Raw genomic sequence first — 15823 nt, forward strand, 5'->3', positions numbered from 1 at the left:
TTATTCAGCTAAGTTAGGGCTCAACCATTTTTTAGCTTCCTCTAAACTCATGTTTTTTCTATCTGCAAAATCTTTAACTTGATCTTCTGTTATTTTTCCTAAACCGAAATATTTAGCATTTTCATTTCCAAAATAATATCCCGAGACTGATGCCGCTGGCCACATTGCCAAACTATCTGTTAATTCCACTCCAATAGTTTCTTTCACACTTAACAACTCCCAAATTGTCCGTTTTTCTGTATGATCTGGACAAGCAGGATATCCTGGCGCAGGACGAATTCCTTTGTAATCTTCTTTTATTAATTCTTGGTTAGATAAATCTTCAGAAACTGCATATCCCCAATACTCTTTTCTAACTTTTTTATGCAAATATTCTGCAAAAGCTTCCGCTAATCTATCTGCCAATGCTTTAATCATAATTGAATTATAATCATCGTGATCTTTTTCAAATTCAGCTGCTAATTCAGCTGTTCCAAAACCTGTTGACACACAAAATGCTCCAATATAATCTTTAATCCCAGTTTCTTTTGGCGCTATAAAATCAGCCAAAGCAATATTTGGTGTTCCCGCTGTCTTTTTTAACTGCTGGCGCAAAGTTACAAACTTCACATTAACCTCATTTCTTTCTACATCAGCATACACCTCAACATCATCATTTACAGCATTTGCAGCAAAAATTCCAAAAACAGCTTTTGCCGTTAATAAATTTTCATTTAATATTTGAGCCAGTAATAATTTTGCATCATTAAATAAATTAGTTGCTTCTTTTCCAACTACTTTATCATCTAAAATTGCTGGATATTTCCCCGCTAATTCCCAAGTTCTAAAAAATGGTGTCCAATCAATATAATCCACTAATTTGGTTAAATCAAAATCCTCAAAAACCTGAATTCCTTCAAAATTAGGGGTTTTAATTTTTGATTCATTCCAATCAATTTTAAATTTATTTTTTCGAGCATCAGAAAGTGACACATATTCCTTCCTACTTGATCTATTTGCAAAGCCTTCACGAACTTTTACATAGTCGGCTTTAATATCACTTACATATTTTTGATTTTTTCGTTTATTTAATAAATCACCAACCACTGTAACAGCTCTTGAAGCATCATGAACGTGAACTACGGCATTTTTATATTGTGGATCGATCTTCACAGCTGTATGTGCTTTTGATGTTGTAGCACCACCAATTAATAAAGGAACTTCAAATTTTTGACGCTCCATTTCTTTTGCTAAATAGACCATTTCATCTAAACTAGGTGTAATTAATCCACTTAAACCTATAGCATCAACATTTTCATCTTTCGCCGTTTGAATAATTTTTTCAGGAGCTACCATCACTCCTAAATCAATAATCTCATAATTATTACAACCCAAAACTACGCCCACAATATTTTTTCCAATATCGTGTACATCCCCTTTTACTGTTGCTAATAAAATTTTACCATTTGACTGACTTACACCTCCTTTATCTAATTCAATAAATGGCAATAAATAGGCTACAGCACGTTTCATAACACGCGCAGATTTTACTACTTGCGGCAAAAACATTTTTCCTGAACCAAACAAATCACCAACTATATTCATTCCATTCATTAAGTTAATTTCAATAACTTCAATTGGCTTTTCTGCTTTTAATCTTGCTTCTTCTACATCTTCAACAATAAATTCATCCAATCCTTTTACCAAGGCATGTGTAATTCTGTCTTGTAATGGTTTTTCACGCCAAGATAAATCTGTTTTACGTTCTTTTAAAGTACTCACTACACTTTCAGCAAAGTCTAATAATCGCTCAGTAGCATCAGCTCTTCTGTCTAAAATAACATCTTCAACATACGCTAATAAATCTTTCGGAATTTCATCGTAAACTTCTAACATTGATGGATTTACAATTCCAATATTCATTCCTGCTTTTATGGCATGATATAAAAATACAGAATGCATTGCTTCACGAACAGCATCATTTCCTCTAAAAGAAAACGAGACATTACTAACACCTCCACTTACACTTACATTTGGTAAATTTGAACGAACCCAACGAGTAGCTTCAATAAAATCGATGGCATTTCTTTTGTGTTCATCCATTCCCGTTGCTACTGGAAATATATTTAAATCGAAAATGATATCTTCCGAAGGAAAACCAACTTTATTTACTAAAATATCATACGAACGTTTCGAAATTTCAATTCTTCTCTCGTAATTATCTGCTTGCCCAGCTTCATCAAAAGCCATTACAACAACAGCTGCGCCGTACATTTTTATCTTCTTAGCGTGCTCAATAAACTGTGTTTCACCTTCTTTCAAAGAAATAGAATTCACCACACATTTACCCTGTGCCACTTGTAAGCCTGCTTCAATAATTTCCCATTTAGAACTATCAATCATAATTGGAACACGGGCAATATCTGGTTCGGCAGCAATTAAGTTCATAAAACGAACCATCGCTTCTTTTCCATCCAACAAACCATCATCCATATTTATGTCAATAATTTGTGCTCCTCCGTCTACTTGATCTCGAGCTATTGCTAAAGCTTCATCAAACTTTTCATCTTTTATTAAACGTAAAAACTTACGAGAACCTGCCACATTGGTACGTTCACCAACATTAATAAAATTACTTTCTGGTGTAATTATTAATGGTTCTAAACCTGAAAGTTTTAAGTATTTTTTTTCTGTATTCATTTTATTGTAATAAGATTCTAAACACTTCGACAAGCTCAGTGTGACAATTTGAAATTCTTAAAAGTTAAATTCCTTATTCAACTAATCTTGGTTTATATCCTTCAGCAACTTCAGCAATTGCTTTTATATGTGCTGGTGTTGTACCACAGCAACCTCCAATAATATTGATTAAACTTTTATCTAAATATTCTTTAATTTGGTTTGCCATTATTTCTGGGGTTTCATCATATTCTCCAAAAGCATTTGGCAATCCTGCATTTGGATGTGCTGAAATTCTTAAATCCGATTTTTGAGCCAACACTTCTAAATGCGGTGTTAACTGGCTTGCTCCCAAAGCACAGTTAAATCCAACTGTTAATAATGGAATATGTGATACGGAGATTAAAAATGCTTCAGCAGTTTGTCCAGATAAAGTTCTTCCGCTTGCATCGGTTATTGTGCCACTTAACATAATTGGAATATCAATATTTCTTTCTGCTTTTATTTCTTCAATAGCAAATAATGCTGCTTTGGCATTTAAAGTATCAAAAACGGTCTCAACCAATAAAACATCTACTCCACCATCAATCAAAGCTTCAGCTTGTTGCTTGTATGCAACTCTTAAATTATCAAAAGTAACTGCTCTAAATCCTGGATCATTTACATCAGGCGACATGCTTGCTGTTCTATTTGTTGGCCCCATAGAACCTGCAACAAAACGAGGTTTGGCAGGATTTTTAGCTGTAAATTCATTAGCAACTTCTTTCGCAATCTTAGCTGATTCATAATTTAATTCATACACAAAATCTTCCATTTCATAATCAGCCATTGCAACTGTAGTACTTGAAAATGTGTTGGTTTCAATAATATCAGCGCCTGCTTCTAAATATTTTCCGTGAATGGTTTTAATAGCTTCAGGCTGAGTTATAGAAAGCATATCATTATTTCCTTTTACAGAAATATGAAAATCTTTAAATTTTTCACCTCTATAATCTTCTTCAGTAAATTTATACTGTTGAATCATAGTCCCCATAGCGCCATCAAGCACAAGGATTTTATTTTTTAATATGTTACGAATGTCTTCCATTTTTTTATTTTTGTAAAAACTGTTGGAAGTTATTAAGTAGAATTGCTTTAAAAGCAGGCGTTATCTGTCCATTAAATATGGTAGAACGTAGCACCTTCTTTAGCTTTAAAGGGTTGCTAAGGCTTCAACAGGTCTATTCCCTCTGCCTTTCTTAATAACTAATTAACTATGTTTATGAACTTTGTGCAAAGAAACGGCATATTCTTTTGAATTACAAACAACCTTTCATTTTTATAATACGCTAAAGCAGTTTTTCGGTTAATTTATTTAATTGTGTGACTTTATTTGAAAAATCTCCTTTAATTGTTTTTCTGAATTTATTTAAATTTTCTGCCAATTCATCAATGTTATCTGGAATTACATCTTCAAAAAACTGACGTAATCTTTTTGCTAATGTAGGAGATTTACCATTTGTTGAAATCGCAATTTTTACATTTCCTTTGGTTATAATTCCGCCCATATAAAAATCGCAATATGGAGGATTATCAGCTACATTCACCAAAATATGTTGCGCTTTACAATCTTTATAAACTTGAATATTTACATCAATACTATCTGTAGTTGCAATTACCATATGTTTCCCTTTCAGGTAAGAAACCTGATATGAATCTTCTATGATTTTAACAGTGTGTTTTTTAGCCAATTCCATTAGTTCAGGATGAAAATCTTTAGCAACAACTGTTACCTTCGCATTTGGGCTTGACTTTAATAAAAAAGTTAATTTTTCTAGTCCAACATTTCCTCCTCCAACTATTAACACTTCTAACTGCGCTACTTTTAAAAATATTGGATATAATTCATTTTGATTCATAATTAGTGTTTTAATGTCATACCTGAGAAAGCAGATATCTATTCTCAATACTAAGTTTTAGATTCCCGTCTTCACGGGAATGACAGTTTGTTAATTCTAGTTACTCACCAAATTCAAACTCTCATAAAATGAACGCAACTTGGCACTTTTTTTTACTACTTCACCAATAACAATAATAGCTGGTGACGATAATTTTTTTTGAGCAACAACCTCTTCAATAGTACTGATAGTTCCTAAACCTAATTTTTCATTTTTAGTAGTTCCGTTTTGAATGATAGCCGTTGGCACTTCATTTTTATTAAACTCTTTGAAGATTGAAACAATTTCAGAAAGTTTACTCATTCCCATCAAAATAACAACAGTTGCCGTTGATTGCGCCGCCAAATACACATCTGTAGATAGTTTCCTTTCTGAAGTTGTTCCTGTAATTACCCAAAAACTTTCAGAAACTCCTCTTTTTGTTAAAGAAATACCTTGGCTTGCTGGCACTGCCATTGAAGATGATATTCCTGAAATAACTTCGGTTTCAATTCCAAAAGATTCAATATAGTCTATTTCTTCTGAACCTCTTCCAAATATAAATGGATCACCACCTTTTAAGCGAACTGCATTTCTATATTCAAAAGCACTTTTTACAATCAACTGATTAATTTCATCCTGAGAATAGCTATGTAAACCCTTTCTTTTTCCAACAAAAATTAATTTTGCAGTAGGTGCATATGCTAATAATTCTCTATTAATTAAGGCATCATACAAAACCACATCAGCATTTTTAAGTGCTTTTACTCCTTTTACAGTTATCAAATCCGGATCACCAGGACCTGCGCCAATTAGCGTTACTTTTGGTTTTATATTATTTTTCATCACCAATACTATTAGTTCTATAAGTAGCTACTTTTTTATAAAATAGTTGAGCGTCCATCAAATATTTCTGAGCAAATTCAAGAGTAGGTTCATTATTTTTAATTTGATAAACAAATTCAGAAAAAGGAACATCTAATTCAATTTTAGAAGTAAAAACTTCTTCAAACTGAGAGATAATACCCACATGTGTATTCGTCTGTTTTTCTTCTGAAATTAACAATGCTTTAGCAGTATTTACAATACTTGAATAGGCATAATAAACACTATCTGAAAACTGATTTAATTTTAAAGATTCTGAAGCATTCTCCAATTTTTCTTCGCTTTCAAACAACAGTGTTGCAATTAAATCAATAACCACACCCGCACATTCACCAACTCCAACTGCTTTTTCATAAGCTTCATTACTTCCCCAATCAATAAAATCACTTTGCTCTAAATTAGTTGTATTGGATAATGGTTTCAATAAATCATAAAAGTATTTTTCTCCCTTACGATCGTAATAATTAATGAAAGATTCACCTTCATTTACATTAGATTCATAATCATTTAAAATTGTACGCAATGCCTGAGGCCCTCTTTTACTAGGTATTTTCAAGACTTTATCTGCAATTCTTCCTGCACCATTTCCTAAAACACTACCACCTAGCAACACTTGTAATGCTGGTGCAATATAATTTCCTGATTTAATTGACATTCCCTGAAAACCAATATGCGCCATTGTGTGTTGCCCACAAGAATTCATACAACCACTAATTTTTATAGTAATATCTTTATTATTAGCATATTGTGGAAACTCATTTTTCAACACTTTTTCAAGTTCTGCAGAAATCCCTGTACTGCTAGCGATCCCTAAATTACAAGTGTCTGTTCCTGGACAAGAAGTAATATCTATTGTACTTTCATAACCTGCATCATCAAACCCCAACTTTTGTAATTCAACATAGAAAAATGGCAACAATTCATTTTTCACATGACGAATTAATATATTTTGACGTAATGATAAACGAATTTCATTTCCAGCATATTTCTTAACCAGATCAGCTAAAATTCTTGCTTTATCCGTGTAAAAATCTCCCAAATGAACTTTAATGCCAATTGCACTTAAACCTTCTTGTTTTTGTTCAATTACATTGGTAGATTTCCATAAATTATATGCTTTAATATCTTCAATTGTTACTGAAGGAATTTTAACATGAGACAAATCTATATCAGTATCAAAATTTATTGTATCAATTGGAAGTGAAGTCACAGAAAGTGCTTTTTCTTCTTCTTCAACAAGCTTTATAAAAGCATTAAGACCAATATCTTTAATTAAGAATTTTAAACGTGCTTTTGCTCTTTTTGAACGCTCTCCAAATCTATCAAATACACGTAAAACTGCTTCTGTGATTGGAATAATTTTATCAGCAGCAACAAATTCAGATAACACATCTGCTAATCTTGCTTGTGAACCTAAACCTCCACCAATCATTATTTTAAAACCAACTTCTCCATTTTTTATTTTGGCTATAAAACCTAAATCATGCATAAAACTGAGTGCTGTATCTTTATCTGTTCCTGAAAATGAAATTTTGAATTTCCTTCCCAATTCCTGACAAATAGGATTTCTTAAAAAGAATTCAAAAACCGCATGTGCATAAGGCGAAACATCAAAAGGTTCATCTTTATCAATTCCTGCTGTTTCACTTGCTGTTACATTTCTAACTGCGTTTCCACAGGCTTCACGCAACGTAATATCATCTTTTTCTAATTCAGCCCAAAGTTCAGGAGTTCTGTCTAAACTTACATGGTGAATCTGAATATCTTGACGTGTAGTTATATGCAATCTTCCTCTAGAATATTCATCAGAAACATTTGCAATTCTGTGTAATTGTTCGCTAGTTAATTTCCCATAAGGCAATTTAATACGAATCATTTGAACCCCAAATTGACGTTGTCCATAAACTCCACGTGCTAAACGTAAACTTCTGAATCTTGCCTCGTCAATTTTTCCTTCGTAAAATAAACTTATCTTTTTTTCTAGGTCAATAATATCCCTTTCGACGATCGGATTTTCGATCTCGCTTCTAAAGCTTTGCATGTTATTTTATTTTTTAGTTAGTAGTAATAGTATCCCTAGCCCATAAGAAATTATGAGCTTTTATTAATTATATTCTTTAATTTTTAGTATTTTAACTATTCAATAAACCCTGCGCCTGCTGTATTATTAGTTTGCGGATCTATTAAAATAAATGCTCCATTGGTTCTGTGATCTTTAAAAGAATCGAAAAAAATTGGTTTATTTAATTGAAATGAAACTGAAGCTATATCATTCATTCGCAAGCTTGAAACATCTTTTATCACACCTGAAAAATCTGTTTCAATTTTATGATGTATAGTGCTTACTTTTGCTAAAACTTTATGAACACCGTGTTGCAAAACATATTTAGAACCTGTAACTAAATCCTTCGCATCCATCCAAGAAATAGTTGCTGTCAATTGCTTTTGAATTTTTGGCAATTCATCAAATTTAACAATCATATCTCCTCTACTCACATTTACGTTATCTTCTAATGTTAACGTTATAGAAGATCTACGTGCAGCAGTTTCAAACTTTTTATCGTAAAAATAAATTTCCTTTACTTTACTTCTTGTTTCAGAAGGTAACACAACAACTTCATCTCCAACTTTAATTTCACCTCCATAAACTTTTCCTGCATATCCTCTATAATCGTGAAATTCATCTGTTTTCGGACGAATAACATATTGCACTGGAAAACGTACTCTTCCTCTATTATAAACATCTTTAGTGTCTATTTTTTCCAAATGCTCTAACAATGTTTGGCCTTTAAACCAATTCATTGATGTTGATTTTTCAACCACATTATCACCTTTTAAAGCACTTACTGGAATAAATGTAATGCTCTGATCTTCATAATCACTTTTATCAACCAATTTTTGAAAATCAGCTTTAATTTCGTTGTATCTTTCTTCTGAAAAATCAACTAAATCCATTTTATTTACCGCAACAATTACATCTTTAATTCTTAATAAATTATTGATGAAAAAGTGACGAAATGTTTGTTCTATTACCCCATGTCTGGCATCAATTAAAATAATTGCTACTTGAGATGTTGAAGCTCCTGTAACCATATTACGAGTATACTCAACGTGACCTGGAGTATCCGCTATTATATAACTTTTTGTAGCTGTTGAAAAATAAATATGTGCTACATCAATTGTAATTCCTTGTTCACGTTCTGCAACTAAACCATCTGTTGCTAAAGAAAAATCTAAATAATCGTATCCTTTTTGTTTGCTACTGCGTTCAATGGCTTCTAATTTATCACTAGTTAACGATTTTGTATCATACAATAATCGTCCAATTAAAGTACTTTTCCCGTCATCTACACTTCCTGCTGTTGCTATTTTTAAAACTTCCATTTCGGTTGTTTGTTTTTTTATTATTAATTTTATGAAAAACACTTCGACAAGCTCAGTGTGACATTATTAATTGTTAATTTTTAATTATCAATTTCCTAAAAGTACCCTTGTTGTTTACGCTTTTCCATGGCTGCTTCAGATCGTTTGTCGTCAATTCTAGCACCACGTTCTGAAATACTTGAATCTCTAATTTCTGCCACTACTTCACTTATGGTAGCTGCGTAAGAATCTACAGCCGCAGTACAACTCATATCGCCTACGGTTCTAAAACGAACCATTCGTTCTTCAACTACTTCTTCTTCATCTTTATATACATGTTCTGAAGCCGTCCAAATAAGTCCATCACGAACAAAAATATCTCGTTTATGAGCAAAATAAATAGAAGGAATTTCTAAATCTTCATTTTCAATATACGTCCAAACATCTAATTCTGTCCAGTTTGAAATTGGAAAAACACGTACATTTTGACCTAAATCAATATTTCCATTTAGCATATCAAATAGTTCTGGGCGTTGGTTTTTTTCATCCCACTGACCAAAATCATCACGTACTGAAAAGATACGCTCTTTAGCTCTTGCTTTTTCTTCATCTCTACGAGCTCCACCTATACAAGCATCAAATTTAAATTCTTCAATGGCATCTAAAAGTGTAGTTGTTTGCAACATATTTCTACTTGAATATCTTCCAGATTCTTCTTTTACCTTTCCTTGGTCTATGCTATCTTGTACATTTCTAACAATCAATTCAACACCTAATTCTTCAACCAATCGATCACGAAATTCTATTGTTTCAGGAAAATTATGCCCTGTATCAATATGCATTAATGGAAAAGGGATTTTTGCTGGATAAAATGCTTTTTGAGCCAATCTAACCAATGTTATAGAATCCTTTCCTCCAGAAAATAATAGTACTGGTTTTTCAAATTGTGCTGCAACTTCTCTAAAAATATAAATTGCTTCATTCTCCAATGCGTTAATATGTAATTTCTCTGTCATTTTTTATAATTTTAAGAATGCAAACCACATTCTCGGTTTTCCAATACTTTTGTTGGATCAAAATATTTAAATTCGTTTGGCAATTTATTTTCTGCTAAATAAGCATCTAATTGTTCATCTGTCCAGTGATAAAACGGACTTACTTTTAATAATCCATCTTTACTCATAGATACTATATCTATGCTGCTTCTAAAAGCTGTTTGCCCTTTTCTTAAATTTGTAAACCAAACATCAGGCAAGTGTTCTTTCATGGCTCTATTAAAAGGCTCCAATTTTACTTGTTCAGTAAACAATTTGTGCAAAGGATCTTCTATTTGAGGGATTCCAATGGTAGCATCTCTATGAGCTGCAGTTTGTTTAGGCACATATAAATGAACATTTAAACCCAACCTATCAATCAACTCATTTGCATGCTTGTAGGTTTGAGGTGTGTTATAACCAGTATCGCACCAAATAACTTTCAAATCTTTTTTTACTTCTATACAAGCATTTAAAATTGCAACCTCATAAGGTCTGAAATTTGTTGTAATTAAGGGTGATTTTGCAATACTTAAAGCCCAAGCAACAATTTCAACTGGGGATTTATCTTGTAAATCTTTATTAATTTGATCTATATTTAAATTTTTCATCATTTTAAAGTTTAATGTTTTCCCCATTTTATTAAATTCCAAACTCTCTCGTGAAAGAAGTATAACAACATTTTAGTCACAACTTCAATCAAGCCAATTGATAATGCCAAAGCAATTTTACCAGTTACAAGCCAAGATATTAAAATGGTATCTATTGTACCAACCATTCTCCAGCTTATAGCTTTAACTATACTACGTGTTGCTTTTTCTGAATTTTTAACAACTTCAAAACTTTTTTCAGGCTTCTCATTTTTTGAAGTTAATATTTGTTCTAATATCATTTTTATTTATTCTTTTTTCAAGTGTCAAAAATACATGTTTTTTATTACTCTACCAATTTAATAGACTTCTAAAATTAAAGAAAGTAAGCCTTAAAATTTAATTTTTAAAGAAATTTTTGAAATTTATTTAGTTAACGCCTGATTGATGTCCTGAACTATATCTGAAATATGTTCTAAACCAACAGAAACACGAACCAAGCCAGGGGTTATTCCTGCTGCTAATTGCTCATCACTTGATAATTTACTGTGTGTTGTAGAAGCTGGATGTGTTACAATGGTTCTTGTATCTCCTAAATTGGCTGATAATGAACACATTTTAATAGAATTTAAAAACTTTTTTCCTGCTTCTAACCCACCTTTTACTTCTATTGCAATGATATTTCCGCCTAATTTCATTTGCTTTTTGGCAATTTCAAACTGTGGATGCGACTTTAAAAATGGGTATTTCACTTTTGTAACTTCCGAATGATTTTCTAAAAATTCAGCTAACTTTAAAGCATTTTCACAATGTTTTTCAACTCTAACAGTTAAAGTTTCTAAACTTTTTGACAAAACCCAAGCGTTAAAAGGTGATAATGCCGGACCCGTATTTCGAGAAAACAAATAAATTTCACGTACTAAATCAGAATTACCAACTACTACTCCGCCTAAAACACGACCTTGCCCATCCATTAATTTTGTAGCAGAATGTATCACCAAATCTGCACCAAATTTAATGGGTTGCTGAATATAAGGTGTTGCAAAACAATTGTCTATTACGAGTAATAAATTGTGCTTTTTAGCAATCTCTCCTAACAATTCTAAATCAATAATATCAACACCTGGGTTTGTAGGAGATTCAGCATATAAAATTTTAGTTGAAGGTTGAATTAAACTTTCAATTTCTTCAAGCTTGTTAATATCAAAATACGAAGTTTCAATATTCCATTTTGGAAAATATTTAGTAAACAAAGTATGTGTTGAGCCAAAAACGGAGCGAGCCGAAACTATATGATCTCCACTACTTAACAAAGCTGCAAATGTTGAAAAAACTGCAGCCATACCAGTTGCAAAGGCATAACCATCTTCTGCTCCTTCCATTTGCACCACTTTTTCAACAAATTCTGTCGTATTTGGATTGCTAAAACGAGAATAAATATTACGCTGATTTTCTTCCGAAAACGCTGCTCTCATTTCTTCAGCATCTTCAAATACAAAACTTGAAGTAAGGTACAACGGTGTTGAATGTTCTTGAAATTGTGAACGTTCTAACTGTGCTCTAATAGCTTCGGTTTCAAAATGATTTTTGCTCATAATCTTGTTTTTATCTTTATTTTTTATAATGAATCCCTAAATCAATACTTCGACAGGCTCAGTATGACAACTTCAACATAAAGCTCATACTTAATTTTTATCTGCTAACCTTAAAATATCTCCGAAAACTCCACGAGCTGTTACCGCTGCACCGGCACCAGCACCTTGAATTACCAATGGTTTTTCTCCGTAAGATTCTGTGTATATTTCAAATATAGCATCAGCACCTTGTATTTGTCCTAAGGCACTATTTCTTGGAACAGAAACTAAATTCACTTTCAAATTCCCTTTATCTTCTTGTAAATTTCCAGAAAGATCACCAACATACCTCAATACATGATTTTCTTGCTGATTGTCTTTTATATCCTGAAAATAGGCATCCATTGCATCTAATTTATTTAAAAAACCAGTGGCTGAACCTTCTCTTAAATTTTCAGGAATTAAATTTTCAATGTTAAGATCTTCAAATTCATTTTGTAAATCTAATTCACGTGCTAAAATTAATAATTTACGTCCAACATCATTACCACATAAATCTTCACGAGGATCTGGCTCTGTATATCCACACTCTATTGCTTCTTTCAAAATTTCACTAAACGGCCTGTCTTGAATTGAAAAATTATTAAATAGATAACTTAGTGAACCCGAAAAGACACCACGTATTCTTGTTATATTTTCACCAGAATCATGTAATAATTTTATGGTTTCAATCAATGGTAATCCGGCACCAACATTGGTTTCGTATAAATATGATTTATTGTTTTCTTTTATTTTTTCACGTAATTCTCTATAAGCATTGTAACTAACTGTATTTGCAATTTTATTAGATGAAATTAAATCGAAACCATTCTCTACCAACTCAAAATAGTTTTCAATAAATTTACTACTTGCTGTATTATCAATAGCAATTAAATTTTCTAAATGATGTTTTTTAGCAAATTCAACAACATCATTAATAGAATAATTTTTTAATGAATTAGTTTCAAAGTCTTCTTCCCAATTGGTTGCAATTCCATTTTGATTCAGCAATACTTTTGCTGAGTTTGCAACTGCAAAAATATTTAATTTTATGTTTTTACGTTTTAAAATAGTTTCCTGACTTTTAAAAATTTGTTCAATTAAAGTACCTCCAACCAAGCCTTTTCCAAAAATGGCAATGTTAATATTTTTTGAGACTCCAAATATTTCACCATGAATTACATTCGCAGCTTTCCGTAAATCGGATTTTTTAACCACCAAACAAACATTTTCACCAGTTACAGTATTATTAATTAAAATTGGTGTAATCCTATTTTTTATTAACGCGCTATAAGGCTGATTAAATGAATATAAACTTTGACCAATAATGGATATTACCGAAACATCTTCCGTAATAAATATTTGACTTACATCTTTACTTTGAAACTCGTTTTTAAACTCGTTTTCTAACACAATTTTTGCCTTATATCCATTTTTTGCGTCAACAATAAAACCAATACCACGTTCTGATGAACCCTGAGAAATAATACTAACACTAATATCTTCTTTTCCTAAAGCGCTAAAAATTCGTCCATCAACACCTACTTTACCCAATAAACCTCTACCAATAAAATTTACCAAACACACATTTTCTTGAATTGACAAAGATTTAATTCCTCCTCTTTCAGTTTCTGAACCTATTAATGTTCCTGAATTATCAGAGTCAAAAGTGTTTAAAATACGTAATGGAATATTTTTTTCAATGAGTGGAATAATAGTCTTCGCATGTAAAATATCTGTTCCAAAATTTGCCATTTCATTTGCTTCCTGATAAGAAAGCTTTTCTATTTTTTTTGAAGTTGAAACAAAATCAGGGTTTGCAGTGTAAATTCCGTTTAAATGTGTGTAATTCTGAAACTCTTCTGCGTTTAAAAAATTAGCAAATAGGGCCGCAGAATAATTACTCCCATTTCTTCCTAAAGTTGTAGTTTCACCTTGTAAATTAGAACCAATAAAACCTGTTATAATTTGAGTAGTATCCCCATTATTTTTTTTGAAATGTGCTATTACATTATCTTCAGAAATACCTTCAAATGGCTGAGCTGAGCCAAATTGCTCATTTGTTTTTATTAATAAACGTGAATCTACAAAATTAGCTTTAACACCTTGCTTATTCAACAAGTGAGTGATTAATTTAGCCGATAAAATTTCTCCTTGTGAAAGCACCTGATCTTTTACTTTTGTACTATAATCTCCCAATAAATTAACACCCCTAAAAATTTCATCTAACAATTTAAATTCTTCGTTAAAATTAATTGTATTATCAATTTTAGTTTGATAATTTTTAAGGGTTTCAAACTCTTCTGAAAAAGGCAAATTATTCTTTGCTTTCTCTAAAATAGATTCTAAGTGATCTGTCGTTTTTCCTCTGGCAGAAACAACAACAGCTATTTTTTCCCCATTCTTAATTTTGGTTTTAATAATAGCTAAAGCACTCTCTAACCCAATACCATTTGCCAAAGATTTTCCTCCAAACTTTACTACCTTCATGTTGTTATTCTTAAAATTTTTATTAAATATTGGCGCTATTATTTTTTCCAATTGCTCGTATTCTATTAAAAAAGCATCGTGTCCGTGAACAGAATTAATTTCGTTATAAGTAACATTTGGGTTTAATAATGCTAATTGCTTTTGTGTTTCTTTGTTCTCTTCAGCAGAAAAAAACAAATCTGAGTTTACTCCTATAATATGGATATTTGCTTTAATTGCATCTAATATATTTTCAGACCTTCCTTTAGTAACATCAATAGTTTTTAACAATTGATTCATTAATTTATAAGCTGATAATTGAAAACGTTCTTGCAATTTATTTCCATGATGCAACAACCAACTCTCCACATTAAAAATTTCTAAATCTTCATTTTTTGAACGTTGAAAGCGCTCTTTAAACGATTCAGGAGTTCTGTAACATAACATAGCGTGCATACGAGCATCGTGCACAGGATTGCTTGAATTTGATAAAAATTGTTCTTGAATTTGACAGTTCGCAATTAGCCAATCAGTCGATTTCCAATCAGTTGCAACAGCAATTAAATGCTTTGTAATCACTGGATTTAACACAGCCATTTCCCAAGCAATTCCACCTCCCAAAGAACCTCCAACAATTGCAAATAATTCTTTAATATTTAGCTTTTCAAGGCCTACTAAGAATAGTTGAGCTATATCTCTTGCTACAAAATCCTTGTAATTTTCAATCACAAAACCATCATACCCATTTCCAGGAATATTGAAGGCTAAAATTGTATATTTTTCAATATCTATAACTTTATTTTCACCAACCACATCTTTCCACCACCCATTTTCTCCAGCCACATCTGAATTTCCTGTTAACGCATGATTTACTAAAACTATAGGTGCAGTATGTAATTTTTTACCAAATACTTGATATGAAAGTGTGATAGCCTTATTAGCTATTCCTTTTTCAGAAATGAAGTTATTTACCGTTATGTATTGTAATAGATTCATCAATTAATATTTATAAATTATCAATAGCCAAAATTGTTTGGCAGGTTTACTTAAATAAAAATTGTCATGAAAAAATGCAGAAATTACCAAAAGGCAATTACGATTCGTTATCTATCCATACGGGTAGAATTTAGCACCTTCTTTATAAATAAAGGGTTGCTAAGGCTTCACAGGGTCTATTCCCTCTGCCTTTCTTGATAACAATAGTCAATAAGTTTATGAACTAAGCTGCAAATTAACACAATAATTTTTTTCTAAACAATTGTTTTCTATTTAAATAACTTTTTTTTAAATTTTGT

General features: G+C 31.6%; 11 protein-coding genes and 2 riboswitches. All 11 genes read right to left on the reverse strand.

Going from position 1 to position 15823, the window contains the following annotated elements; all coding sequences use genetic code 11:
- Positions 1–2679 (reverse strand): methionine synthase, encoded by a 2679-nt coding sequence (gene metH / locus ABY863_RS03305; RefSeq protein ID WP_372792839.1) that lies wholly within the window; start codon positions 2677–2679, stop codon positions 1–3.
- Positions 2680–2752: 73 nt separating this feature from the next.
- Positions 2753–3745 (reverse strand): homocysteine S-methyltransferase family protein, encoded by a 993-nt coding sequence (locus tag ABY863_RS03310; protein ID WP_372792840.1) that lies wholly within the window; start codon positions 3743–3745, stop codon positions 2753–2755.
- Positions 3746–3802: 57 nt separating this feature from the next.
- Positions 3803–3906: riboswitch (SAM riboswitch) on the reverse strand.
- Between the two features lie 80 nt (positions 3907–3986).
- Positions 3987–4556, reverse strand: coding sequence for a bifunctional precorrin-2 dehydrogenase/sirohydrochlorin ferrochelatase (locus tag ABY863_RS03315; protein WP_372792841.1), 570 nt, complete (start codon positions 4554–4556; stop codon positions 3987–3989).
- Positions 4557–4652: 96 nt separating this feature from the next.
- Complete coding sequence (gene cobA, locus ABY863_RS03320) at positions 4653–5420, reverse strand: uroporphyrinogen-III C-methyltransferase (RefSeq protein WP_372792842.1); 768 nt, start codon at positions 5418–5420, stop codon at positions 4653–4655.
- On the reverse strand, positions 5410–7500 hold the full coding sequence (locus ABY863_RS03325; protein WP_372792843.1) for a HEPN domain-containing protein: 2091 nt from the start codon (positions 7498–7500) through the stop codon (positions 5410–5412). The genes cobA and ABY863_RS03325 overlap by 11 nt, the downstream gene beginning before the upstream one ends.
- A gap of 95 nt (positions 7501–7595) precedes the next feature.
- Positions 7596–8843, reverse strand: coding sequence for a sulfate adenylyltransferase subunit 1 (locus ABY863_RS03330; RefSeq protein ID WP_372792844.1), 1248 nt, complete (start codon positions 8841–8843; stop codon positions 7596–7598).
- A gap of 95 nt (positions 8844–8938) precedes the next feature.
- Positions 8939–9838 carry a sulfate adenylyltransferase subunit CysD gene (gene cysD / locus ABY863_RS03335; RefSeq protein ID WP_372792845.1) on the reverse strand — a complete coding sequence of 300 codons (900 nt, stop codon included), beginning with the start codon at positions 9836–9838 and terminating at the stop codon, positions 8939–8941.
- 11 nt (positions 9839–9849) lie between these two features.
- On the reverse strand, positions 9850–10467 hold the full coding sequence (locus ABY863_RS03340) for a phosphoadenosine phosphosulfate reductase family protein (RefSeq protein ID WP_372792846.1): 618 nt from the start codon (positions 10465–10467) through the stop codon (positions 9850–9852).
- 11 nt (positions 10468–10478) lie between these two features.
- Positions 10479–10748 carry a DUF2061 domain-containing protein gene (locus tag ABY863_RS03345; RefSeq protein ID WP_372792847.1) on the reverse strand — a complete coding sequence of 90 codons (270 nt, stop codon included), beginning with the start codon at positions 10746–10748 and terminating at the stop codon, positions 10479–10481.
- A 123-nt stretch (positions 10749–10871) separates the two neighbouring features.
- A complete protein-coding gene (locus ABY863_RS03350; RefSeq protein WP_372792848.1) occupies positions 10872–12041 on the reverse strand; it encodes an O-succinylhomoserine sulfhydrylase in 1170 nt (389 codons plus the stop codon).
- A 90-nt stretch (positions 12042–12131) separates the two neighbouring features.
- Positions 12132–15524 (reverse strand): bifunctional aspartate kinase/homoserine dehydrogenase I, encoded by a 3393-nt coding sequence (gene thrA / locus ABY863_RS03355; RefSeq protein WP_372792849.1) that lies wholly within the window; start codon positions 15522–15524, stop codon positions 12132–12134.
- Between the two features lie 104 nt (positions 15525–15628).
- Positions 15629–15728, reverse strand: a riboswitch (SAM riboswitch).
- Between the last annotated feature and the right edge of the window lie 95 nt (positions 15729–15823).

Source organism: Lutibacter sp. (assembly GCF_041562875.1).
Lineage (GTDB): Bacteria > Bacteroidota > Bacteroidia > Flavobacteriales > Flavobacteriaceae > Lutibacter.

Coding starts and splice junctions, on each gene's coding strand:
- cobA (WP_372792842.1), bottom strand. CDS start 5,420: ATGAAAAATAATATAAAACCAAAAGTAACGCTAATTGGCGCAGGTCCT.
- ABY863_RS03330 (WP_372792844.1), bottom strand. CDS start 8,843: ATGGAAGTTTTAAAAATAGCAACAGCAGGAAGTGTAGATGACGGGAAA.
- ABY863_RS03350 (WP_372792848.1), bottom strand. CDS start 12,041: ATGAGCAAAAATCATTTTGAAACCGAAGCTATTAGAGCACAGTTAGAA.
- cysD (WP_372792845.1), bottom strand. CDS start 9,838: ATGACAGAGAAATTACATATTAACGCATTGGAGAATGAAGCAATTTAT.
- metH (WP_372792839.1), bottom strand. CDS start 2,679: ATGAATACAGAAAAAAAATACTTAAAACTTTCAGGTTTAGAACCATTA.
- ABY863_RS03340 (WP_372792846.1), bottom strand. CDS start 10,467: ATGAAAAATTTAAATATAGATCAAATTAATAAAGATTTACAAGATAAA.
- ABY863_RS03315 (WP_372792841.1), bottom strand. CDS start 4,556: ATGAATCAAAATGAATTATATCCAATATTTTTAAAAGTAGCGCAGTTA.
- ABY863_RS03310 (WP_372792840.1), bottom strand. CDS start 3,745: ATGGAAGACATTCGTAACATATTAAAAAATAAAATCCTTGTGCTTGAT.
- ABY863_RS03345 (WP_372792847.1), bottom strand. CDS start 10,748: ATGATATTAGAACAAATATTAACTTCAAAAAATGAGAAGCCTGAAAAA.
- thrA (WP_372792849.1), bottom strand. CDS start 15,524: ATGAATCTATTACAATACATAACGGTAAATAACTTCATTTCTGAAAAA.
- ABY863_RS03325 (WP_372792843.1), bottom strand. CDS start 7,500: ATGCAAAGCTTTAGAAGCGAGATCGAAAATCCGATCGTCGAAAGGGAT.